Origin of the sequence: Azospirillum brasilense (assembly GCF_022023855.1) — a bacterium.
GTDB lineage: Bacteria > Pseudomonadota > Alphaproteobacteria > Azospirillales > Azospirillaceae > Azospirillum > Azospirillum brasilense_F.
In genome coordinates this window covers 57,048-79,340 of the sequence record NZ_CP059450.1, presented here as the reverse complement: position 1 = coordinate 79,340, position 22,293 = coordinate 57,048, and the positions used below count along the sequence as shown (strand labels likewise).

Below are 22,293 nucleotides of genomic sequence, written 5' to 3'. Positions count from 1 at the left end.
GCGGTGAAGGTCAGGCGCGGCGGCGGGCGGCCATGGCCTCCGCCGCCGTCAGGGCGGCAATCAGGCTCGACGCGCCGGCCTTGCCCGTGCCGGCGATGTCCAGCGCCGTCCCATGGTCCGGCGAGGTGCGGACGAAGGGCAGCCCCAGCGTGATGTTGACCCCCGTGTCGAAGTCGATGGTCTTCAGCGGGATCAGCGCCTGATCGTGGTACATGCACAGCGCCGCGTCGTAGCCGCGCCGCGCCGCCGCGTGGAACAGCGTGTCGGCGGGCCGCGGCCCCACCGCGTCGATGCCCTCCGCCCGCAGGTCGGCGACCGCCGGGGCGATGACGTCGATCTCCTCCCGCCCCATGGCGCCGCCCTCCCCCGCGTGGGGGTTGAGCGCGGCGACGGCCAGCCGGGGCCGGGCGATGCCGAAGTCGCTGGCCAGCGCCGCCGCGGTGACCCGACCGGCGTGCAGGATCGCCTCCCGCGTCACCAGCGGCACGGCATCGCGGACGGAGACATGGATGGTCACCGGCACGACGCGCAGATCCTGCGTGGCCAGCATCATCACCGGCTCGTCGGTCAGCCCGGCCAGATGGGCCAGATATTCCGTGTGCCCGGGATGGCGGAAGCCGGCGGCGTAGAGCGCCGACTTCTGGATCGGGTTGGTGACGACCGCCGCCGCCTCTCCCAGGCGAACCAGTTCGACCGCACGGTCGATGCTGGCGATCACCGCCACCCCGTTGGCCGGGTCGGGCCGGCCCGGCGTGACCGGCACCGCCAGCGGCTGGGGCAACACCGGCAAGGCCGTACTGAACAGTGCGGCGCCCTCGGCCATGCTGCCGACCGCCCTGACCGGGACCGGCAGGCCGAGCCGGGCGGCGAGCGCCTCCAGGCGGGCGGGATCGTCCAGAAGGACGAAGGGCGGCACCGCGCCGTCCGCGCGGGCCGCCCAGGCCTTTAAGGCGATCTCCCCGCCGATCCCCGCCGGCTCGCCCATGGTCAGGGCGAGCGGCGGCCGGACGCCGGACTCGGTCATCAGTTGCGGATCTCCACGAAGGCGGTGCGGCGCAGGTCGCGCAGGTAGCGGCGGGCCAGCAGGTCGGCGCGCTCGTTGATCAGGTCGCGCTCGATCTCCTCGCGCGGTGGCATCTTGATGTCCTTGGGATCGATCGGCGGCGGGGTCGGGGCGGCCACCGGCTGCGGCTCGGCTTCCGGCGGCGGCTCGATCATCGGCACGTCGCGCTTGCAGACGATCAGGATCACGGCGCCGCCCGGGCTCATCAGCACCGGGCTGGGCTGGCCGAGCGGGATGCCGACGGCGAGCTGCTGGAGGCCCGGCGCGAGGTCCTTGACCCTCAGCGTGCCCATGTCGCCCGACTCCGGGATGCCCATGGCCCGCGCCTTCTCGTCGAAGTCGGCGCAGCTCTTGATCGACTTGCGCAGCTTCTCCGCCTGGGCCTGGACCGCCTTCAGCTCCTCTTTCGAGGGGGCCGGGATGACGATCTGCTTCATGTTGACCTTGGCCTTGGCCAGATCGGGCTTCGGCTGGGCGCGCGGGCGCGGCGGCGGGGCCGGCGGCGGAGCGGTGGAGACGGTGCTGCCGAAGGGCCGCTGGTCGCGCACCAGCAAGACGTGATAGCCGGTCGCCGTGCGGACCGGCGAGGAGAGCTGGCCGGCCCGCATGGTGGACAGGGTCTTGTCCAGTTCCGCGTTCAGCTCGCCCGTGCGCACCCAGCCCATGTCGCCGCCCGAGGCGGCGCCGGCGGATTGCGAGAACTGACGGGCCAGGGCGGCGAAGTTGCCGCCGCGGCGGACCTCTTCGACCAGCCGCTCGGCGTTGCGCCGCACCTCCTCGTCCTGGTCGGGGCTGTCCACGGCCAGGAAGATCTCGGCCACCAGATACTCCGGCTTGCCGATGTTGGCCTTGATGCGTTGCATCACGGCGTCGATCTCCTCGTCGCCGATCACCACCTCCTGCCGGATGCGGCGCTGCATCACCCGCTGCCAGGACAGCAGGGCCCGCACCTGCTCGCGCAGGGTGGAGAGCGGGACGTTCTGGGTCTTCAGCAGGGCTTCGAGCTGCGGGCGGCCCATGCGGTTCTGTTCGGCGATGCGCCCGATAGCCTCGTCGATCTCCTTGGACGGGACCGAGACGCCGAGACGCTTGGCCTCCTGCAACTGGAGCCGCTCGTCGATCAACTGGCGGAGCACCTGCGGGGTCAGGCGCTGGCGCGTCTCCGCGCTGTCCTGGGCACCGGCGTTCAGCAGGGCGAGGCGGATGCGCGCGTGCACGTCGGACAGCGAGATGACCTCGTCGTTGACGACGGCGGCGATGCGTTCCGCGGGGCCTTGCGTTCCCGCAGCAGGGCTGTTTGGAGCGTTGGGAGCCCGCGTCTGGGCCGCGGCGGGCGCGCCGGCGGCAAGAAGGGCGCAGGCGGTCGCCACGGCGAAGGCAGACCGGACGGCTCGCAAACTCTGCATGGTGCTCCAGACTCCAGAGGTGGTTGCCGTTTAATACGGCCCCCCCGGGCGCGTGTAAACGGAATCGTGGACCGCATCCTGGAACGGAATTGTGTCCAAAGACCGGGCGGCCGGCGTCAGCCCTGCTCCGGATCCGGCGTCAGCCGTCCTCCAGATGCAACAGCACCGCGGTGCCGAGCAGCACGCTGACGCAGGCCGGGCTCCAGGCCGCCATGGCCAGCGGGATGGTTTCGGAGATGCCGAAGGTGCGGATCACGTCGGTCATCACGAACAGCACGAATCCGGTCAGAACGCCGCCGGACACCATGGTCATCGCGCCGCCGCGCCGCGGCAGCCGCAGCGAGAAGGCTGCGGCGAACAGCACCATCGCCACATAGAGCAGTGGCTGCGACAGCAGCGACTGGTAATGCAGACGGTGGCGGACCGCCGGGAAACCGGTGGCCTCCAGCGTGCGGATGAACTGCGGCAGATCCCAGAAGGAGATCGTCTCCGGCGCGGCGAAGCTTTCCTCGATGGTGGTCCGGTTCAGCTCGGTCGGGATGACGTAGGTCGGGACCGTCTCCGACTCCTTCTTGCCGAGGTTGATCGTCGCGTCCTGCAACTCCCACTTCCGGTCGCGCAGCACGGCGCGCGGCGCGTCCACCCGGCCGATGTAGGTCATGTTGGTGTCGAAGCGCAGGACGATGACCTGCGACATCTCGAAGGACAGCGGATTCACCCCGTCGGCGTGGATGAAATACTGCTCCCCCGCCTCCTGCTGGCGCAGCCACAGGCCACTGCGCGAGACGTCGAAGCTGCTCGACTTCAGCTTCAGATAGCGGTCCTGGAGCTGGTTATACTTGGCGATGAAGACGGCGCCGACCGGGTTGATCATCGTCACCTTGACGGCGCCGATCATCAGCGCGGCGATCAGCACCGGGGTCAGGAACTGCCACGCCGACACGCCGACCGCGCGGGCCACCACCAGCTCCGCGCTGCGCGTCAGCCGCCAGAAGGTGAACATGCCGCTGAACAGGATCACGAAGGGAAAGATCTGCTGGCCGATCTCCGGCAGCTTCAGCAGGGCCATGCGCAGGACCAGCCAGAAGGTGATGTCCGGCTTGGTCCCGGCGCGGCGCAGAAGCTCCACGACGTCGAGCAGCAGGATGATCGACAGCAGGATGCCGAGCAGCAGCAGGAACCAGGTGACGAACTGGCGCCCGATGTAGCGCGACAGCGTGGCGGATGAATACATGGGCTCCGGCCTCCCCGGCCGATCGACGGGCGGTACGCGGCGCGCCGGAGGCTTCCACCACGGCGTGCCGGGGCTATGTACTGCGGACGGGCGCGGGAAACAACCGGTCCGCGCCTTGACAGGGCGCACGGGAAGGTCTTTATCCCAGGGTGGTTGCGGATCGATCCCACCCGCCCCGGCGCCCACGCGCCGGCCGTCCCAGCCGAGAGGAGCCCGAGAGGAGCCGATGAAGTTCGCCTTTGCGAAGCCCGCGCTGCCCAAGTCCGGCACCGTCGCCGTCACCGTCGCCACCGATCGCGCGCTCGGCGCCGCGGGGCGGGATCTCGACCAGAAGACGGGCGGCACGCTGTCCCGCGCCATGAAGGCCAGCCGCTTCACCGGCAAGAAGGAGGAGACGCTGGCCATCCTCGCCCCCGCCGGGGTCGAGTTCGACCGCGTCCTCCTGGTCGGCGTCGGCAAGGGGGAGGATCTGTCCGAGGGCGCCCTCCAGGCCGTCGGCGGCGCCATCATCGCCGCCCTGGACAAGTCCGGCGAGGCGGAGGTCTCCGTCCTGCTCGACCTGCCGGACGGCGGCACCGTTGCTCCCGACGCCGCGGCGGCGGAACTCGCCTTCGGGGCGCAGCTCCGCTCCTACCGCTTCGACAAGTACCGGACGACCGAGAAGAAGGAGGCCAAGCCCTCCCTCAAGAAGATCATCGTCCTGACCGCGGAGCCGGACGCCGCCAAGCGCGCCTATGGCCGGCTGGAGCCGCTGGCCGAGGCCGTCGCCTACACCCGTGATCTGGTGTCGGAGCCGGCCAACGTCCTGAACCCGGAAAGCCTCGCCGACCACTGCCGGGACCTGACCGACGTCGGCTTGCAGGTCGAGGTGCTGGACCTCAAGAAGCTGAGGAAGCTCGGCATGGGCGCGCTGATCGGCGTCGCCCAGGGCAGCGCCTTCGAGCCGCGCGTCGTCGTGATGCGCTGGGACGGCGCCCCCGACGCCGAGGACCGCCGCCCGCTCGCCTTCATCGGCAAGGGCGTGACCTTCGACACCGGCGGCATCTCCATCAAGCCCGCCGCCGGGATGGAGGACATGAAGTGGGACATGGGCGGCGCCGCGGTGGTCATCGGCACCATGCGCGCGCTCGCTGCCCGCAAGGCGAAGGTCAACGCCGTCGGCATCGTCGGCCTGGTCGAGAACATGCCGTCCGGCACCGCGCAGCGGCCCGGCGACGTGGTGACCTCGCTGTCCGGCCAGACCATCGAGGTGATCAACACCGACGCCGAAGGCCGCCTCGTCCTGGCCGACTGCCTGACCTATGCGCAGGAGACCTTCAAGCCGCGCCTGCTGGTGGACCTCGCCACGCTGACCGGTGCGGTCATCATCGCGCTGGGCCATGAGCACGCCGGCCTGTTCGCCAACGACGACTGGCTGGCCGAGAATCTGCTGGCCGCCGGCAAGTCGGTGGGCGAGCCGCTGTGGCGACTGCCGATGGGCGACGCCTACGACAAGGACATCAACTCCGACATCGCCGACATGAAGAACGTCGGGTCGGGCCGCGGGGCCGGCAGCATCGTCGGCGCGCAGTTCCTCAAGCGCTTCGTCGAGGACCTGCCCTGGGCGCACATCGACATCGCCGGCGTCGCCTGGTCGAAGAAGGACACGGCCATCGTGCCGAAGGGTGGCACCGCCTTCGGCGTCCGCCTGCTCGACCGCTTCGTGGCGAACTATCACGAGAGCAAGTAAGCTCCAGCCCTCTCCCCTCCGGGGAGAGGGTGGCCCGTAGGGCCGGTGAGGGGGTTGCGCTTTTGCCGAACGCACCGACACGCACATCCCCCTCACCCCAACCCTCTCCCCAGAGGGGAGAGGGCCATCTCGACGATGAGGCCATGACCGAGGTCCGTTTCTATCACCTCCAGCGGCGCACGCTCGAACAGGCGTTGCCGAAGATTCTGGAAAAGGTCCTGGAGCGCGGTTGGCGCGCCGTCGTCCTGGCCGGCTCGCCGGAGCGGGTGGACGCGCTCAATCAACATTTGTGGACCTACGACCCTTCCTCCTTCCTGCCGCACGGCGCGTCCCGCGACGGCTTCGCCGTTGAACAGCCGGTCTGGCTGACCGCCGAGGAGGAGAACCCCAACGGGGCCACCGTCCTGGTTCTGGTGGACGGGGTGACCAGCGACGCGATGGGCTCCTTCGACCTCGTCTGCGACCTGTTCGACGGCAATGACGGCGACGCGGTGCTTGCCGCCAGGGACCGTTGGAAGATCTGCAAATCCGCCGGGCACGCCCTTACCTACTGGCAGCAAAACGACCGCGGCGGTTGGGAAAAGCGCGCCTGAAACCAAGGACTGTTATAGGTTTTAAAGAATTCTTCGAGTGATACCGCTAACGCGGCGTAATATTGCATTCCTTTGTCACCACCGGTCTTGACGGGCCTCCTGTGCGCAAGGTTAATCTAAAACCCGTAAAATCCCGCGGGGCGGCGCACAGGTGGAGGGCAGCATGCAAAAGTGCGTCGGACCGGCAGCGGCGGCACCGCCATGACCCGCAGCGCTCTCGACCCGACGCTCGCGCGGGACGTCAAGGACGCCGCCATCCTGATCGTCGACGACAACGCGTCGAATGTCGATCTGGTGCGCGACATTCTGACCCACGTTGGCTACACCGCCGTGCGGGGGGAAACCGACCCCCGGCGGGTCCCCGCGCTCTGCGAGGCGCAGCGCTTCGACCTTCTCCTTATCGACATCCGCATGCCGCACATGAGCGGTTTCGATCTGATGGAGCGCGTCAACACCCTGTACAGCGACGATTACGTGCCCATCCTGGTGCTGACCGCCCACACTGACCAGGAGACGCGGCGACGCTCGCTGGAACTTGGCGCCAACGACTTCCTCACCAAGCCCTTCATCGCATGGGAGCTGCTGCACAGGGTGCGCAGCGTGCTGGAAATCCGCAAGCTCTACCAGCGCGCGGCCGAGCAGAACCGCGGGCTGGAGCGCCGCGTGTCGGAGCGCACGGCGGAACTCAGCACCGCCCTGGAGGCGGCGCGGCAGGCCGACCGGGCCAAGCTCGACTTCCTCTCGGTGACCAGCCACGAGTTGCGGACCCCTCTGAACGCCATCATCGGCTTCGCCGAGGTGCTGTCCAGCGAGGCGCACGGGCCGCTCGGCCATGACGACTACATGGATTATGTCCGGCTCATCGAGGAGAGCGGCAAGGCGTTGCTCGGCATGGTCAACAACATCCTGGACTTCACGCGGGGATCCGGCGGCATCGACCTTGCCGAGTCGACCATCGACCTGCCCGGCCTGCTGATCCAATGCATCGATCTGCTCGGCGCCAAGGCGCAGGCCAAGTCGCAGACCATCACGCTTCAGCCGGGACCGCCCGTCACGCTGCGTGCCGACCAGCGCCGCCTGGCGGAGATGATCGTCCATCTGCTGGACAACGCGGTGAAGTTCGGTCACCGGGGCGGGCGGGTCTCGCTGCGGATCGCCCTGCAGGGCGGGATGGTCGCCGTCGCCGTCGCCGATGATGGCCCCGGCATCCCGGCGGACATCGTCGACCACGTCTTCAGCCCGTTCATCCAGGGCGAACGCTCGCTCGTGCGCCAGCACGAGGGCATCGGGCTCGGCTTGCCCATCGTCCGCCGCTTCGCCGAGCTGCACGGCGGTCGCGTGGAGTTGGACAGCGCGCCGGGGCACGGCACGACGGTGACCATCCTCCTGCCCGCCGCCCGCTTGACGGCCCCGCCCATCGCCGGCCTCAGGGAATTTCGGACGTTCTAAAAGTGTCTCCGGTTCCGGATGGATTGGCCCCCGGCTTCGGACGGGTCATTCAGCGAGGCTGGGCTCCTCCAACGGTCCGACCCCAGCCTCGGCAGGGTTGGCTGGAGCGGTTTCCGGCAACCCGAGGAACAGGGCGGCCAGCGCGATCAGGGCCATCGCCCCAGCCGTGAGGAAGGCGGCGGAATAGCCGAAACGATCCACGATCACACCGGTGACGAAGCCGCTGGTCGCGGCTCCCACGCCCTGCATCGTGGCGCCCGCCCCGAAGGCAAGGTTGTAGCGCCCGGTGCCGCGCATCAGATCGGCGATCACCAGCGGCGTCAGGGCTGTGAAGATCCCGGCGCCCACCCCATCCAGAAGCTGGACGCCAATCAGCCAGGCGCTGTTGTCCGACAGGGTGTAGAGGACGGCCCGCAACGGCAGGATGGCGAAGCCGATCAGCAGGATCGGCTTGCGGCCCAGACGGTCCGCCGTCCGTCCCACCAGGATGGCGATGGGAAGCATGACGAGCTGGGCGGCGATGATGCAGGACGACATCATGACCGTCGCCCATTCCGGGTGCGCCGCGGCCAGCTTCTGCCCGACCAGCGGCAGCAGGGGGGCGTTGGCGAAATGGAACAGCAAGGCGCAACTGCCGAAGATCAGCAACGGCCGGCAATGGACCAGGATGCCCATGCCGGAAACCTTCTCCCCGTCGGCCGCTCCGCCTTCCGACCCGCCGCCCGCCGGCGCCTCCACCCCGCGGGCGCGGCGCTGGTCGATGGCGGAGGCCGGGATCGACAGGACGGCGATTGATGACAGGACCGCGAACACCGGCACCAGCAGAAAGACCGCCTGCTGGGAGAACAGCCAGCTGACCAGCCCGACGAGCGCCGCCACGCCGACGTTGCCCGCATGGTCGAAAGCGGCGTTGCGCCCCATCCGCCGGGCGAGCATGCGCTGCGGGACGAGGCCGAGGGTCAGGGCCGCCACCGCCGGACCGAACACGTCCCCGACCACCGCGATCAACGTGTTCGCGATCAGGACCGGCCAGAAGTTGGGGAACAGGTAGATGCACAGCGCCCCCGCGCCGAGCACGGCCAGCGCCAGGACGATAGCCTCGCGCTTGCGGTGGGTGGAGTCGATGGCCGCCCCGATGGGCGTCTGCACGGCAAGCCCGAGCCAGCCAGCCAGACTGGTCACCAGCCCGACCTCCGACTGGCTCCAATGCTGCTGGGTCACCAGAAAGACGTTGAGATAAGGGCCGAGCGCCCCGCGCACGTCCGCCAGCAGGAAGTTCACGGCGTCCAGCGACGCCGGCCGGAAGCCGTGACCGGGTTCATCCGGAACCACCGCCTCCCGTCCCTTGCTCTCATCGGGCAACCGCGCTCTCCCTTCCAAGGTTCTGGCAGGAAAGACCGCGGCCAGACGCAAAGGTCAGGAACAGCGGGCATCAAAAAATGGCACCGTGAGGCAGGCTGCTCAAGGTGATCGTGAGGGCGTGCTCAGATCACGTCAAAGCCTTATCAAATGATGAGTTGCCAACTCCGTTTGATACCGCAACCGAAAACTGCAGACCGAGCAATTTTCGAAGGCTTCAGCGTTATCTCGTTTCCTCGCGCATGAGGTCGCCCAGCTTGTCGAGCAGGTAATCCAAATCCTCCGCCGCCAGATCCTCGTACTGGGTCAGGATGCGCTCGATCACCCGACGGCGGTGGCGTTCGATGTCGTGCGCCTCGCCGTCGTAGGGGGTCTCCTTCAGCACGTCCAAAGCGATCCGGCAGGCGGGCAGCAGGGCCGGCGGCTGCTTGGCCTTGTCGTAGATGGACTTCAGACCCAGCCGCCCAGCGTCGTGGATCAGCAGACGGGCGTTGGTCAGCGGCACGTTGGCCAGATGGGACAGGGCCGTCTCGAAGAAGGCGCTGTCGCCCATGCACAGCGCCCGCACCAACAGCGATGGGGTCAGGCGGCCGCTGCGCGATAGTTGCGCGACCAGCCGCTCCAGCGCGCCCTCGTCGCTTTCCCCGGAGAAGAGGGCGACCGTGGCGCGTTCGCGGCTTTGCAGGATCAGGTCGGCGGCGACCTTGGCCGGGAGGTCGTGGTTGGCCACCAAATGCTGTTGCAGCTTTTCCGACACCACGGCGACCAGCCGCTCGGCGATGGTGATCGGCAGGCGGGCGCGCTGGACCAGCGGTTCCTGCACGGTTTCGCTGTCGGCGAAGCGTTCGATGACACGGCCGAGCGTGCGCTCACCGAGATCCGCGCTCTCGTTGGCGACTAGTACTGCCACAGCCCCTTCCGACGCGGTGTCGATCAGCGCGTCGGCGACGCTGGCCGACAGGGCCGGACGCTGCGCGATGGCGGTGTGCTTGGCGTCGGTGCCAGTCCGCACCAGTTCGACGAGATCGGCGTCGGTCAGCACCGTGGAGACACTGAGCACCGGGATCGCCACGGCCTCCACGTCGCGGGCCAGCATCAGCGCGACGTCGCGCGGCAGCGCCGGGTTGGCCTTCAGGTTCTCGGCCAACGACTGGCGCACGCGCACCACGGCGTCGCGCGCCATGAAGCGGATGATGTCCTCGGCGAGCCGACGCTCGCCGTCCGTCAAGGTGGCCGCGGAGAATTGCTTGGCAACCTTGACCGCCAGTTCGGAGCGGCTGTTCGGCGACGGGTCCGACAGCAGTCTGGACACGTCGTCCTTGGTGAGTTGGTCGCTCATGGGTCCCGGACCCTTTCCTGCCCTGCGTCGCCTCCCGCGCTTCGGATTCGTGCATCAGCGGGAGCGAATGTATTCAGGTCATGATCGGACCAAAGCATTGAGCCTTTGTTAACGACGATTTCAGGGAGCGGGCCGGTCCCGGCCGCCTCCTACCAGCCGCCGTGACGGTGCCCGCCGTGCCGTTGATGGTGACGGGGGCCGCCATGGTGACCGCCGCGATGGCCGCCGTAGTAGGGGCGGCCATACACCACGGGCGGCGGCCCGTAATGGCGGTACAGCGGGCGCTCGTAATAGCCGTACCCATAGGAACGGTGTCCATAGCCATAGACGGGTCCGGGTGTCCCGGCGGCGACGTAGCAGCCGGACAGGAGAAGGGCGGCGAAGGACAGAAGGGACAGCGAGCGGAGCGTCGTCATTGGCGTTCCTGTGCCAGGGGTCGCGGCCCGGCGGGCGGGCCGTACTGACAGGATGAACGCCTGCGACGGGGATATTATTCCGGAGGTGGCGCCGTCCCGGTCAGCGCCGTCCCCGGCGCCCCTGCTTCTTCGGCGCGCCCTCGGGAATGCCGCGGCCTTGGCGGGCGGAGCTGATGCCGATGCTGCCCGGCTGCTCCAGCCCAAGGTCCATCGCCTCCAGCCGGCGGAGTTCATCGCGCAGGCGGGCGGCCTCTTCGAATTCCAGGTCGGCGGCGGCGGCCTTCATGCGCTTCTCCATGTCGGCCATCACGGATTTCAGGTTGTGGCCGACCAGTTCCGACGCGTTCAGGCCGGTCTTCACAGTGACGTGGTCGCCGCGCTCGTAGACGCTCTCCAGGATGTCGCCGATGGCCTTCTTCACGGATTCCGGCGTGATGCCGTGCTCCAGATTGTACGCCCGCTGCCTCTCGCGGCGGCGCGCCGTCTCGTCGATGGCGTACTGCATGCTGCCGGTGATCCTGTCGGCGTAGAGGATCGCCCGCCCCTCGATGTTGCGGGCGGCGCGGCCGATCGTCTGGATCAGCGAGGTCTTGGAGCGCAGATAGCCCTCCTTGTCGGCGTCCAGGATGGCGACCAGCGAGCATTCGGGGATGTCCAGCCCCTCGCGCAGCAGGTTGATGCCGACCAGCACGTCGTAGGCGCCGAGCCGCAGGTCGCGGATGATCTCGATGCGCTCCAGAGTCTCCACGTCGGAGTGGATGTAGCGCACGCGCAGCCCCGCCTCGTGCATATACTCGGTCAACGCCTCGGCCATTTTCTTGGTGAGGGTGGTGACCAGCACGCGGTTGCCCTTCGCCACCACCTCCTTGCACTCGTGGATCAGGTCGTCCACCTGCGTCTCGGTGGGACGGATGATCACCTCCGGGTCGATCAGGCCGGTCGGGCGGACCACCTGCTCGGCGAAGACGCCACCGGTGCGCTCCATCTCCCACGGGCCGGGGGTGGCGGAGACGAAGACCGTCTGCGGGCGCATGCCCTCCCACTCCTCGAACTTCAGCGGGCGGTTGTCCATGGCGCTGGGCAGGCGGAAGCCGTATTCGGACAGCGTCTCCTTGCGCATGCGGTCGCCGCGGTACATGCCGCCGATCTGCGGCACCATGACGTGGCTTTCGTCCACGATCAGCAGCGCGTCGCCCGGCAGATACTCGAACAGCGTCGGCGGCGGCTCGCCCGCCGCGCGGCCGGTCAGGTAGCGGGAATAGTTCTCGATGCCGGCGCAGGCGCCGGTGGCCGCCATCATCTCGATGTCGAAGGTCGTGCGCTGCTCCAGCCGCTGCGCCTCCAGCAGCTTGCCCTGGGCGTTGAACTCCTCCAGTCGAAGCTTCAACTCGCGCTTGATCTGCTCGATGGCCTGATTGAGCGTCGGCTTGGGCGTCACATAGTGGCTGTTGGGATAGATGCGCACGGCCTCCAGCGAGGCGATCTTCTCACCGGTCAGCGGATCGATCTCGTGGATGCCCTCGATCTCGTCGCCGAACAGCGAGATGCGCCAGGCGCGGTCCTCCATGTGGGCGGGGAACAGCTCCACGGTGTCGCCGCGCACCCGGAACAGGCCGCGCCCGAAGGCCGCGTCGTTGCGCTTGTACTGAAGCTCGGTCAGCTTGCGCAGCAGGTCGGGCTGGGCGACCACCTGACCCTTGCGCAGATCGACGGTCATCTCCGAATAGGTCTCGACGGAGCCGATACCGTAGATGCAGGACACCGACGCCACGATGATGACGTCGTCGCGCTCCAGCAGCGCCCGCGTCGCCGAGTGGCGCATGCGGTCGATCTGCTCGTTGATCGAGGATTCCTTCTCGATGAAGGTATCGGTGCGCGGAACGTAGGCTTCCGGCTGGTAGTAGTCGTAGTAGGAGACGAAGTATTCCACCGCGTTGTTCGGGAAGAAGGACTTCATCTCTCCGTAGAGCTGCGCCGCCAGCGTCTTGTTCGGGGCGAGCACCAGGGTGGGGCGCTGGACGTGCTGGATGACGTGCGCCATGGTGAAGGTCTTGCCGGACCCGGTGACGCCGAGCAGCACCTGATCCTTCTCGCCGGCGCGCAGCCCCTCGGTCAGTTCCCCGATGGCGCGCGGCTGGTCGCCGGAGGGTTTGAACTCCGACACCAGTTCGAACTTCTTGCCCGCCTCCAGCTTGGGCAGGGACTTCTGCGGGAGGGCGGTCAGGACGGGATGGGACATGGGGAGCAGGGTCCGGGCAGGGTACGGAACGGGAACCGATTATATGGCGCGAGTACCCTCCCCTGTCGAGCGTGGGCTTATCGGACAGACGATAGCGCGGCGACGCAAGACCGGCCTGGCCAGCGCCCCTCTCAACGGCAGGCGCCCTTGCAGAAGCCGAGCAGAACCTCATTTTTGCGCGCCTCACGCTTTGCACCCTCAAGGCATTCCTAAGTATGCTCTTATTGAAAGCGATAGCGAGTGTACTAATAGCAAATACTCATAGATTTAATTAAGCCATATGCGATACTCATTTTTGCTATTCAAAAAGACACTGCATACATAAGGATGGCTGACCATGACAAACGCCCCAACTGAACTCAATTCACCGTTAGGGTTTCGCTTAACACGAAAATTCCAACGCTCTCTATCTTACGTTTGGTTTCTAGTTCTTCGAGCTCATTTGGAGCAATCGCCGATTATCCAGCGATATTGCCTGATGACAGTTGCGTCAATGATTGGATTTGCCTCATTTTTTACAACAAGGAATGGAATCCATTATTTTGTTGAAGATGTTAGACTGTTTCCGTCAAAAGGCTCTGCTAACTCTGAAATTCTGATCATTGCATTAAACAGTTTATTGGATTATATCGGGGGCATTTCAACTATAATAGCTTTTGCTGTTGAATCAATTCTTGTTGTTTCTGCTTGGAGTCTTGGCTCGTCCCAAAGTTTTCGTGATGTTAATAAGAGATTCTTATTTTCCTACATATTTTGCTTATCAATTTCATTGTTTTTCTCTATCGTGTTTCTGGTAAACGGAGCCATTAATAGTGACAACAATAGATTTTCTTCAATTGAATGGGCAAAGCTCTTTGAGGAGGCTCGGAGCATTTCTTCTGATTTCGTCAGCACAGGGAACAACGTAGCGGTGCCAGCGGAAACGGTAGGCCGCATAACGACCGTCCTGAATGCTACGTACGCCGTTGCCGACAGCGTTCAGAAGGCCACAGAACTGGCACGAGACGAACTCAACTCCCGCCTATCGGATACAGGCATCGAAAACGCGAACAGGCAAGCGCAACAGCGGATTAAAAATCAAATTGATGCAAGAAAATCTGAACTTTCTCATATAATAAGCGAGTCCGCCGATCTCGACAAAATCAAAAGCTCCGTCAATATTCTAAATATCCCCATCTTCAATCAAAGGGTATTTCCTTATTTTTTAAAAAAATCCGGAAAGAACGTACCTTTCCCGTCAGATAGCTCAACTCGGAACATCTACAGAAGAGAAGTCGAAAAGTTTCTATCAACCGATTATACAGACCTTAACGATAAAGCTTCTCTCATAAAGAAAGAAATAGCATCATTGGAAACGAGCGCAAGCACAGGAGCAACCGTCACAAAGACATCAATCTCAAATGCTGCGTTGTTCTTTGAAAAATATTTTGGATCTTTGGATGGATCTTCACTTGATGACTATCACGGTGTCGTAAAAAGTTTAAACGCAATAAACCATCATGACCAAAGCATCATGAACGAGGTAGGGAATATGAGAGACTCGCTGTGCCGGTACAGCGCGCATGGTATCACCATGCTGGAGAACCTCTCCGATCGTACACGATCGCATTTTTCCAACCAGCCTTTACTTGGAATTATACTTGATCTTGATAATTTTGAGAAGAAATCACAAGAAACATTGCGCTCTTCCTACGAAGACACCTGTGGCTCCGTACGGTCAAAATCCCATATTGATTCACCTGCACTTGACGCAGTCTCGATGGCCAAAGCCAAGCAAGACTTGCAAAGTCGCCTTTATCGTGCCTGTTCCTTAAACCCTGAGATCACCAAAAATTGGCGAGCCGATTTTGGTGTCTGCATTCAGGAGATCAAGAGCGCAATTGGCAACACGGCCGCGCTGGAGAATGCTGCGTTCGTGTCCAAACTGAACGACGTGACCAGTCGGGCCGACGATCTCGATTACATGCTGTCGCCAGACGCAAGCCCGATAACGCGGACCATTGGAGCTCTTTGGCACGCAATTCCTTCCGCTGACGTCGGGTTAATTATCTCGTCGCTGCTTGCCGCACTGCCGCTCGTGTGTGCATTAGCCCTAAAGAAGTTTACTGTTGCCCTGCAACTCGACAGCAAGTTCCTCCCGCCTTACGGGATAGAGGTGTCGTTGAGGTCCAGCTTAAAAGATCCCACTTCGTCAAAGGAATATGTAGAACTCCTAGAAAAATTACTCCGCACCCACCCGAATCTGGAAGGTATATCCGACGACGTTTTAAGGCACGCAGATATCCGGGAAGGCTTTACCGTCTCTCAAGACGTTGTCGATGCCAACTACTCGCTGTTTTGTACACTGGTCGCATCCGAGAATGCGACCGTCGGCGGCAACACGGTGGATGCTCAGAAAAGTATTATCCTTAAGCCCGCAATGGTGGCTTGGCTCCAGGAGCAATTGATGGCGGCGAAATTTACGAAAAAGTTTGAAAACACCTGATGCACGTACGCTGTTCGTGCAATCGCTTCAACAAAAGACCGAAAACCGCATGCGCCCTATTCCTCAGACCCGGGAACAGGGCGCATGTTGTTTGCTACGCTCTGACCAGCGCGTCGTAGTCCTTCACCAGCGTCTCGCAGACGCGGCCCGGCGTGAAGCGGTGCTCGCCGATCTGGCCCACCGGAGTCACTTCCGCGGCGGTGCCGGTCAGGAAGACCTCCTGGGTGTTCGCCAGTTCGTCGGGCTGGATGTGGCGCTCGATCACCTCGATGCCGCGGGCCTTGGCGAGGTCGATCACCGTGCGGCGGGTGATGCCGTCCAGGAAGCAGTCGGGCTTCGGGGTGTGGATCTTGCCGTCCATCACCAGGAACAGGTTCGCCCCGGTCGCCTCGGCCAGGTAACCGCGGTAGTCGAGCATCAGCGCGTCCTGGTAGCCCTCGGCCTCCGCCTCGTGCTTGGAGAGCGTGCAGATCATGTAGAGACCCGCCGCCTTCGACGCCGTCGGCGCCATGTCCGGGGCCGGGCGGCGCCAGCGCGACCAGGTCAGCTTGATGCCGGCCATCTTCGCCTCGGGGCTGAAATAGCTCGGCCACTGCCAGACGGCGATGGCGACGTGGATGCGGCTGGCCTGCGCCGCCACGCCCATCATCTCGCTGCCGCGCCACGCCACCGGGCGGACATAGGCGTCGGTGAAGCCCATCGCCTTCACCGTCTCGTTGGTCGCCGCGTCGATCTCCGCCACCGACCAGGGAAGTTCGAAGCCCAGGATGCGGGCCGAGGCGGCCAGACGCTCGCTGTGCTCGGTCAGCTTGAACACCGTGCCGTTGTAGACGCGCTCGCCTTCGAACACGCAGCTCGCATAGTGCAGGCCGTGCGACAGGACGTGCAGATTCGCGTCGCGCCACGGCACCAGCGCGCCGTCGTACCAGATCACGCCGTCGCGGTCGTCGAAGGGAAGGATGGACATGGCGGCTCCCACCTTGGTCTTTGGCCCGTTGTTCGGGACTTGGAATGGAATTGTCGAAAGCCGCGCTTGTTTCGCGGCCTTTGTTCGTTTATGTCTGGCTTATTGACCCATTTGTAACGAATCGCACCGATCACGTCAACATGGCTGACATAAAAGCGGGCGTGAACCAGCTTTTCCTGCGCGAAGAGGAACTTCGCACGGGCATGGAGCTGCTGTTCTACGCCTATCGGGAATTCACCGCGGAGCCGGACGAGATCCTGGCGCAGATCGGCTTCGGCCGGGCGCACCACCGCGTCATCTACTTCGTCGGGCGCTACCCGAAGATCACCGTATCGGAGCTTCTGGCGATCCTGAAGATCACCAAGCAGAGCCTGTCGCGCGTGTTGGGGGAACTGGTCCGGCAGGAATTCATCCAGCAGCAGACGGGCGTGCGGGACCGGCGGCAGCGTCTGCTGGAACTGACCGAAAAGGGCGTGGAGCTGGAACGCCAGCTCTCCGAAACGCAGCGGCAGCGGATCGCCCGCGCCTACCGCATGGCCGGGGCGGAGGCCGTGGAGGGCTTCCGCAAGGTGATGCTGGGCATGATGGACGAGGAGGACCGGGTGAAGTTCGCTCCTCCGGTGCCGGCCCGGCTCGCCGCCGTGAAGCGGTAGGAACCGGGCCGGAAAGCCGGTCGGGCCAGCCTTCGGTCAGCTGTCCTTGGCCGGGGTCGCTTCCGTGGTGGTGTTGGCGGCAGGAGCCGCATCCGCCGGCGGGGCGCCGGCGGCGCCCTCCGCCCCTTCCTTGCCCGCGGCGTTCGCGGCGCCGCGGCGGCGGAAGGACGTGCGCTTGTACACCACGCTGTCCGAGGACCCCGGCGGGCACTGAACGATTTTGCCCCCCTTCGCAAGAAACTCGCGGGTCATGGAGTCGAGATCATTCCGATCCGCGCTGCGGTTATCGGATGCCATGCATGCCTCCTGTGATCGTCATCGTGCCCCATGGCACCATCCGGGCAGTCCCGGTGGTCCATGGAGCATGCGTTTCTTTTGTGAAGCGGCTGTTACAGGTTGGGGGCAACCGGCCCCTGAAGAGCGGCTCCGACAAAAATCGGAGCTTAAAATCACGCTTCCTTCAGGTTGGCCGCGGCGCTCTTGCCCTTCTTGGGGTCGCGCTGGAGTTCGTAGGACAGCTTCTGGCCTTCATGAATGTTGATGCCCGACCGCTCAACGGCGGAGATGTGGACGAACACGTCGGCCGTCCCGTCATCCGGCTGGATGAAGCCGTAGCCCTTGGTGGTGTTGAACCATTTCACGGTTCCAGTAGCCATCTGGTAGTTCCTTGAACGAGGTTTCCCATGGCGCTCGTGCCACGGGTTCACATCAAATCACCGAGGGGAAGGACCAGACGCAGCGATCTGCAAGCGGACCGTAGACCCAAAGAAATTCGACTCTTTTCATGTGGGGATCGAAAGGCCGTGATGCAACCCGAACCCTTCGGGCAAAGCCCTGCGCACTTGCTTCGACTCACGACTCTTGCCTCGTTCGTCGGTGTCGTCCCTGCCCTTCGGCGGAGTTGTCCCCGGCTTGTTGCTTAGCCCATGATTTTGGCAACCCGATTCTTTTGTCTTAGCTTTCCTGAAGGAGCCGGCGGCATGCAGCGTGCCCATCTCGTGGCCGCGTTCCTGACCTTTGCCGCCCTGTGCGTCGGCGTGTCCGCCCTGTCGGTGTCCCGCGACCGCCACGCCACGCTGGAACAGGCCCGCCGGGAGTTCGCCGCCACCGCCCATCTGCTGGACGAGCACGCCAGCCGCGCCATCGAAGCCGGGGACGCCCAGTTGCGCATGCTGCTGGACGCGCTGGAGCGGTGGGACCGCCACGACCGCGCCGAAGGGCAGCGCATCCAGGCGGCGATGCGCGCCCGCGCGGAGCGCCTGCCGCAGATCAACGGCGTTTGGGTGCTCGACGCGCGGGGGCGGCTGATTCTGGACAGCGCGGAGCACCCTTCCCCTCCCCGCGACCTGTCGGATCGGGACTATGCCCAGGCCCATCTGGACTCCACGCGGGGACCGCCTCCGGGCCTGCATGTCGGGTCTCACCTGCCCGGCCCTGGCGTCAGCCAGGGACGCTTCACCATCAGCCGCGCCCTGCGCGACGAAGAGGGAACCCTCCAGGCGATCGCGGTGGCGGGCATCCAGAACACCTACTTCTCGCAGATGTACGGCGAGGCCGGATGGGGCGAGGGCGCGCGTCTGGCCCTGTTCACCAGCAGCAAGGAGAAGCTCGCGGAATGGCCGCCGGACAGCGCCGTCGAGCCCCCCACCACCGCCTGGCCCCAGCCCTGGGACCCGCCGGACGGCCCGGCGATCATCGAGGGCACGCAGATCACCGCCGCGCGAATGCTGACCGGTTTCCCGATCGTCGTGGTGGCGAGCCGCCCCCTGGCCGAAGTGCTGGCCCCCTGGCGGGAACGCGCCCTGTGGACCACGGCGGTCAGCGGCGGCATCTTGACCGGGGCGTTGGTGCTGTTCGTCTTCGCCCTGGCCGGCGCCCGGCGGGAGGACGCGGTCCGGGCGGAGCTTCTGCGCGCCAACCAGAGCCTTGACGACCGCGTCCGCCAACGTACGGCGGACCTGGAGAAGGCCCTGCGCAGCGCGGAGATGGCCAGCCTCGCCAAGATGAAGGTGCTGGCGACCGTCAGCCACGACCTGCGCCAACCCCTGCAAGGTCTCGCCGCCTTCCACGAACTGCTGCTGAAGGAGGCGCCGAACCCGACGCTCCAGCAGTTGGGCGCCATGGCCTCGGCGTCGCTCCAGGCCGGGCAGCGGCTGCTCGACGATCTGCTGACCCTGTCGCGGCTGGAGGCCGGCGTGGTGCCGGTGGAGATCAGCGCCTTCCCGCTCGCCCCGCTGCTCGACCAGCTCGCCGCCGAGCTGCGGGGGGAGGCCGAGGGCAAGGGCCTGCGGCTGATCGTGATGCTTACCACCGCCTGGGTGCTCAGCGACCCCGCGCGGTTGCAGCCGATCCTGCGCAACCTGCTCTCCAACGCCGTCAAGTACACGGCGCGCGGCGGGGTGATCGTCGGGGCGCGGCGGCGCGGCGACGGCCTGCGGGTGGAAATCTGGGACAGCGGCCAAGGCATCGCCGCCGCCGAGCTGGGCACGATCTGGGAGGAATTCTACCAGATCGGCAACCCCGCCCGTGACGGGTCGCGCGGCGCCGGCCTCGGCCTGTCCATCGTGGAGCGCACCGCCCACCTGCTCGGACACCCGCTGGAGGTCAGGTCGCGGGTCGGCCGCGGCTCGGTCTTCGCGGTCACCCTGCCCCGCGTTCCGGCCCCCGCGGTCCCGGCACCGATGGCGGTTGCCCGATCGGCGGACCCCGCCCCACTGTCTCGCGCCGCCGAGTCCTCCCCCGGCCGTCTGGCCGGACGGCGGGTGCTGGTGGTCGAGGACGATCCGCTGCAGCGCAGTTCCCTGACCCTGCTGCTGGAGCAGGCCGGAGCGGGAGTGATGGCGGCGGAGAGTTTCGATTCCGCCCTCGCCGCCGCGCAGGCCACGCTTCAGGCGCCTTCGGCGATCCTCAGCGACTACCGGCTGCCCGGCGGCACCGACGGGTTGAGCGGCATCCAGACCCTTCGCGGGGTGCTGGGACGGGAGGTTCCGGCCATCCTGCTGACCGGGGAACTGTCCGCCGACCTCGTGCGCGCCGCCAAGGACGCGGGCTGCCTCGTGCTGACCAAGCCCGCGGCGCCCAACCGCATCCTGTCCACCCTGGCGGAGCTGACCGCGGGCGCCGATGCGGCGGCTTGATACGGAGCCCAATGCGCAACCTGATGCGCGTTCTGATGCGTGGTCTGGCCGGCGCCGCTTCCCTTGGTGCGGGGGGTGCGGTTGCGCTACAGTCGCGCCATGACCGAAGAAGACCAGCCCCACATCCTGGTCGTCGATGACGACACCCGCCTGCGCGAGCTGCTGCGCAAGTATCTCGCCGGCAACGGCTTCCTGGTGGCCACCGCGAAGGACGCCGCGGAGGCGCGGGCCAAGCTGGCCGGGCTCGCCTTCGACCTGCTGGTCCTCGACATCATGATGCCAGGCGAGACCGGGCTGGAGCTGACCGAATCGCTGCGGCGGGAGCGCGACCTGCCCATCCTGCTGCTGACCGCGCGGGGCGAGCCGGACGACCGCATCGCCGGGCTGGAGGCCGGGGCCGATGACTATCTCGCCAAGCCCTTCAACCCGCGCGAGCTGCTGCTGCGCATCAACTCGATCCTGCGCCGTCAGGCCAGCCGACCGGCGGACCCGGTGCCGCCGCAGCCGGTGAAGCTCGGCCCGATGATCTACCTGCCCGATCGCGACGAGCTGCGGGCGGGCGAGGAGGTGGTCCGGCTGACCACCGCGGAGGCGGGGCTGCTGCGCGTGCTCGCCGCCTCCCCCGGCACCATCTTCTCACGCGAGGAGTTGACGGAGCGCAGCAAGGTCGCCGGCAACGCCCGCACCATCGACGTGCAGGTGACCCGGCTGCGCCGCAAGATCGAACCCGACCCGCGGGAGCCGCGCTACCTCCATACGGTGCGCGGCGAGGGCTATGTGTTGAGGCCGGACCCGTAACAGGGGCCGCCGGAGCACCCAGAGGACCCAGAGCACTAGGACCAGGACCATGACCACCGACACCGCCGCCGCACCGATGCCGATGCCGCGCCGCGAGCAGACGGGGCTGCTGAAGCGGTTCCTGCCGCGCACGCTGTTTGGCCGCTCGCTGCTGATCATCGTGACGCCGGTCATCCTGGCCCAGGCGGTGGCCACCTGGATCTTCTACGACCGGCACTGGGACACCATGACGAACCGGCTGGCCTTCGCGGTGGCCGGCGACATCGCCATGGTCATCGGCATGCTGGAGCACGACCCGACTCCGGAGGGCCGCAACTGGACGCTGGCCGCCACCGCGCGCAGCACCGACCTGATCGTGACGCTGGAGCCCGGCAGCACCCTGCCCGACCACCCGCCGAAGCTGCGCGGCATGCTGGAGAACACGCTCAGCAAGGCGCTGCACGAGCGGGTGCGGCGACCCTTCGCCATCAACACCCGAATCACCCGCGAATGGTACGAGATCCGCGTGCAGATGCCGGACGGCGTGCTGTCGGTGATGTCGCCGGAGCGCCGCCTGTTCAGCCCGACCAGCTACATCTTCATCCTGTGGATGGTCGGTTCGGCCCTGGTGCTGTTCACCGTCGCCATCATCTTCATGCGCAACCAGATCCGCCCCATCAAGCGGCTGGCCGCCGCCGCGGACGCCCTGGGCAAGGGCCGCGACGTGCGCAACTTCAAGCCGGAGGGAGCGACCGAGGTGCGGCAGGCCGCCGTCGCCTTCCTGCGCATGCGCGAGCGCATCCACCGCCAGATCACCCAGCGGACGGAGATGCTGGCCGGAGTCAGCCACGATCTGCGCACGCCGCTGACCCGCATGAAGCTGGCGTTGGACATGATCGGCGACGGGCCGGAGGTCGAAGAGCTTCTGACCGACGTCACCGAGATGGAGACGATGATCGAGGGCTATCTGGCCTTCGCCCGCGGCGAGGGGACGGAGGCCGTCCAGCCGACCGACCTGACCCGCATCCTCAACGAGGTGGTCTCCGGCGTCCGCCGCGAGGGGGCGGAGGTGGCCCTGACGGCACCGGACGGGCTGACCCTGCCGCTGCGCCCCAACGCGACGCGGCGCTGCCTCGCCAACCTGCTGTCCAACGCGCGGCGCCACGGCGACCGCATCTGGGTGCGGGCGGAGCGCGAGCACGGCTTCATCGACATCCTGGTGGACGACGACGGGCCGGGCATCCCGCAGGCCTCCCGCGACGACGTGTTCAAGCCCTTCTTCCGCCTGGACAGTTCCCGCAACCAGGCGACCGGCGGGGCCGGGCTGGGGCTGACCATCGCCCGCGACGTCGCCCGCAGCCACGGCGGCGACATCACGCTCAGCGACAGCCCCTACGGCGGCCTGCGCGTGCTGATCCGCCTGCCGGTGTGAAAATTTTCGAAGGAC

18 protein-coding genes are annotated in these 22,293 nt (G+C 66.1%); 8 read left to right on the top strand and 10 right to left on the bottom strand.

Annotation, left to right across the window (positions count from 1 at the left end):
- Nucleotides 1-10: 10 nt before the first annotated feature.
- From pdxA to lptG, 3 genes are all read right to left on the bottom strand, one after another.
- Nucleotides 11-1,024: a 4-hydroxythreonine-4-phosphate dehydrogenase PdxA gene (gene pdxA / locus H1Q64_RS13755; protein WP_237905779.1), complete on the bottom strand. Its 1,014-nt coding sequence runs from the start codon at nt 1,022-1,024 to the stop codon at nt 11-13.
- Nucleotides 1,024-2,469: a peptidylprolyl isomerase gene (locus tag H1Q64_RS13750; protein ID WP_237905778.1), complete on the bottom strand. Its 1,446-nt coding sequence runs from the start codon at nt 2,467-2,469 to the stop codon at nt 1,024-1,026. The genes pdxA and H1Q64_RS13750 overlap by 1 nt, the downstream gene beginning before the upstream one ends.
- Before the next feature lie 139 nt (nt 2,470-2,608).
- On the bottom strand, nt 2,609-3,703 hold the full coding sequence (gene lptG, locus H1Q64_RS13745) for an LPS export ABC transporter permease LptG (protein WP_237905777.1): 1,095 nt from the start codon (nt 3,701-3,703) through the stop codon (nt 2,609-2,611).
- A gap of 226 nt (nt 3,704-3,929) precedes the next feature.
- Between lptG and H1Q64_RS13740 the strand changes: the two genes are divergently transcribed.
- From H1Q64_RS13740 to H1Q64_RS13730, 3 genes are all read left to right on the top strand, one after another.
- Complete coding sequence (locus H1Q64_RS13740; protein WP_237905776.1) at nt 3,930-5,432, top strand: leucyl aminopeptidase; 1,503 nt, start codon at nt 3,930-3,932, stop codon at nt 5,430-5,432.
- A gap of 143 nt (nt 5,433-5,575) precedes the next feature.
- The gene (locus H1Q64_RS13735) at nt 5,576-6,025 is read left to right on the top strand and encodes a DNA polymerase III subunit chi (RefSeq protein ID WP_237905775.1); all 450 of its coding nucleotides are present in this window, start codon (nt 5,576-5,578) and stop codon (nt 6,023-6,025) included.
- A 201-nt stretch (nt 6,026-6,226) separates the two neighbouring features.
- Nucleotides 6,227-7,474 carry a hybrid sensor histidine kinase/response regulator gene (locus tag H1Q64_RS13730; RefSeq protein WP_237905774.1) on the top strand — a complete coding sequence of 416 codons (1,248 nt, stop codon included), beginning with the start codon at nt 6,227-6,229 and terminating at the stop codon, nt 7,472-7,474.
- A gap of 45 nt (nt 7,475-7,519) precedes the next feature.
- Here H1Q64_RS13730 and H1Q64_RS13725 read toward each other — a convergent pair whose 3' ends face one another.
- From H1Q64_RS13725 to uvrB, 4 genes are all read right to left on the bottom strand, one after another.
- Nucleotides 7,520-8,836: an MFS transporter gene (locus tag H1Q64_RS13725; RefSeq protein ID WP_237905773.1), complete on the bottom strand. Its 1,317-nt coding sequence runs from the start codon at nt 8,834-8,836 to the stop codon at nt 7,520-7,522.
- Nucleotides 8,837-9,056: 220 nt separating this feature from the next.
- Nucleotides 9,057-10,172 (bottom strand): DUF2336 domain-containing protein, encoded by a 1,116-nt coding sequence (locus tag H1Q64_RS13720; RefSeq protein ID WP_237905772.1) that lies wholly within the window; start codon nt 10,170-10,172, stop codon nt 9,057-9,059.
- A gap of 149 nt (nt 10,173-10,321) precedes the next feature.
- Nucleotides 10,322-10,588: a neuropeptide-like protein 29 gene (locus tag H1Q64_RS13715; RefSeq protein WP_237905771.1), complete on the bottom strand. Its 267-nt coding sequence runs from the start codon at nt 10,586-10,588 to the stop codon at nt 10,322-10,324.
- A gap of 100 nt (nt 10,589-10,688) precedes the next feature.
- Entirely contained in the window at nt 10,689-12,827 is a 2,139-nt protein-coding gene (uvrB, locus tag H1Q64_RS13710; RefSeq protein ID WP_237905770.1) for an excinuclease ABC subunit UvrB, read from the bottom strand.
- Between the two features lie 337 nt (nt 12,828-13,164).
- Here uvrB and H1Q64_RS13705 point away from each other — a divergent pair, with 337 nt between their 5' ends.
- Entirely contained in the window at nt 13,165-15,312 is a 2,148-nt protein-coding gene (locus H1Q64_RS13705) for a hypothetical protein (RefSeq protein WP_237905769.1), read from the top strand.
- 94 nt (nt 15,313-15,406) lie between these two features.
- Here the strand turns inward: H1Q64_RS13705 and H1Q64_RS13700 are convergent, their stop codons facing one another.
- Nucleotides 15,407-16,279, bottom strand: a complete 873-nt coding sequence (locus H1Q64_RS13700) for a branched-chain amino acid aminotransferase (RefSeq protein WP_237905768.1) — start codon at nt 16,277-16,279, stop codon at nt 15,407-15,409.
- Between the two features lie 140 nt (nt 16,280-16,419).
- Here H1Q64_RS13700 and H1Q64_RS13695 point away from each other — a divergent pair, with 140 nt between their 5' ends.
- Nucleotides 16,420-16,932: a MarR family winged helix-turn-helix transcriptional regulator gene (locus tag H1Q64_RS13695; RefSeq protein WP_035676767.1), complete on the top strand. Its 513-nt coding sequence runs from the start codon at nt 16,420-16,422 to the stop codon at nt 16,930-16,932.
- Between the two features lie 36 nt (nt 16,933-16,968).
- Here H1Q64_RS13695 and H1Q64_RS13690 read toward each other — a convergent pair whose 3' ends face one another.
- Complete coding sequence (locus H1Q64_RS13690; protein ID WP_237905767.1) at nt 16,969-17,229, bottom strand: hypothetical protein; 261 nt, start codon at nt 17,227-17,229, stop codon at nt 16,969-16,971.
- A 152-nt stretch (nt 17,230-17,381) separates the two neighbouring features.
- Nucleotides 17,382-17,588, bottom strand: coding sequence for a cold-shock protein (locus H1Q64_RS13685; protein WP_014197503.1), 207 nt, complete (start codon nt 17,586-17,588; stop codon nt 17,382-17,384).
- 324 nt (nt 17,589-17,912) lie between these two features.
- Here H1Q64_RS13685 and H1Q64_RS13680 point away from each other — a divergent pair, with 324 nt between their 5' ends.
- The 3 genes from H1Q64_RS13680 (at nt 17,913) to H1Q64_RS13670 (ending at nt 22,278) form a co-directional block, all read left to right on the top strand.
- A complete protein-coding gene (locus H1Q64_RS13680) occupies nt 17,913-20,069 on the top strand; it encodes an ATP-binding protein (protein ID WP_237905766.1) in 2,157 nt (718 codons plus the stop codon).
- 99 nt (nt 20,070-20,168) lie between these two features.
- Nucleotides 20,169-20,867: a response regulator gene (locus H1Q64_RS13675; RefSeq protein WP_035676932.1), complete on the top strand. Its 699-nt coding sequence runs from the start codon at nt 20,169-20,171 to the stop codon at nt 20,865-20,867.
- A 49-nt stretch (nt 20,868-20,916) separates the two neighbouring features.
- A complete protein-coding gene (locus H1Q64_RS13670) occupies nt 20,917-22,278 on the top strand; it encodes an ATP-binding protein (protein WP_014197506.1) in 1,362 nt (453 codons plus the stop codon).
- Nucleotides 22,279-22,293: the final 15 nt, after the last annotated feature.

Excerpts from the sequence above, each read along its gene's own strand:
- H1Q64_RS13715 (WP_237905771.1), bottom strand. The coding sequence starts at position 10,588 with ATGACGACGCTCCGCTCGCTGTCCCTTCTGTCCTTCGCCGCCCTTCTC.
- lptG (WP_237905777.1), bottom strand. The coding sequence starts at position 3,703 with ATGTATTCATCCGCCACGCTGTCGCGCTACATCGGGCGCCAGTTCGTC.
- H1Q64_RS13685 (WP_014197503.1), bottom strand. The coding sequence starts at position 17,588 with ATGGCTACTGGAACCGTGAAATGGTTCAACACCACCAAGGGCTACGGC.
- H1Q64_RS13740 (WP_237905776.1), top strand. The coding sequence starts at position 3,930 with ATGAAGTTCGCCTTTGCGAAGCCCGCGCTGCCCAAGTCCGGCACCGTC.
- H1Q64_RS13720 (WP_237905772.1), bottom strand. The coding sequence starts at position 10,172 with ATGAGCGACCAACTCACCAAGGACGACGTGTCCAGACTGCTGTCGGAC.
- H1Q64_RS13750 (WP_237905778.1), bottom strand. The coding sequence starts at position 2,469 with ATGCAGAGTTTGCGAGCCGTCCGGTCTGCCTTCGCCGTGGCGACCGCC.
- H1Q64_RS13705 (WP_237905769.1), top strand. The coding sequence starts at position 13,165 with ATGACAAACGCCCCAACTGAACTCAATTCACCGTTAGGGTTTCGCTTA.
- H1Q64_RS13735 (WP_237905775.1), top strand. The coding sequence starts at position 5,576 with ATGACCGAGGTCCGTTTCTATCACCTCCAGCGGCGCACGCTCGAACAG.
- H1Q64_RS13670 (WP_014197506.1), top strand. The coding sequence starts at position 20,917 with ATGACCACCGACACCGCCGCCGCACCGATGCCGATGCCGCGCCGCGAG.
- H1Q64_RS13680 (WP_237905766.1), top strand. The coding sequence starts at position 17,913 with ATGCAGCGTGCCCATCTCGTGGCCGCGTTCCTGACCTTTGCCGCCCTG.
- H1Q64_RS13730 (WP_237905774.1), top strand. The coding sequence starts at position 6,227 with ATGACCCGCAGCGCTCTCGACCCGACGCTCGCGCGGGACGTCAAGGAC.
- H1Q64_RS13700 (WP_237905768.1), bottom strand. The coding sequence starts at position 16,279 with ATGTCCATCCTTCCCTTCGACGACCGCGACGGCGTGATCTGGTACGAC.
- pdxA (WP_237905779.1), bottom strand. The coding sequence starts at position 1,024 with ATGACCGAGTCCGGCGTCCGGCCGCCGCTCGCCCTGACCATGGGCGAG.
- uvrB (WP_237905770.1), bottom strand. The coding sequence starts at position 12,827 with ATGTCCCATCCCGTCCTGACCGCCCTCCCGCAGAAGTCCCTGCCCAAG.
- H1Q64_RS13695 (WP_035676767.1), top strand. The coding sequence starts at position 16,420 with ATGGCTGACATAAAAGCGGGCGTGAACCAGCTTTTCCTGCGCGAAGAG.
- H1Q64_RS13675 (WP_035676932.1), top strand. The coding sequence starts at position 20,169 with ATGACCGAAGAAGACCAGCCCCACATCCTGGTCGTCGATGACGACACC.
- H1Q64_RS13690 (WP_237905767.1), bottom strand. The coding sequence starts at position 17,229 with ATGGCATCCGATAACCGCAGCGCGGATCGGAATGATCTCGACTCCATG.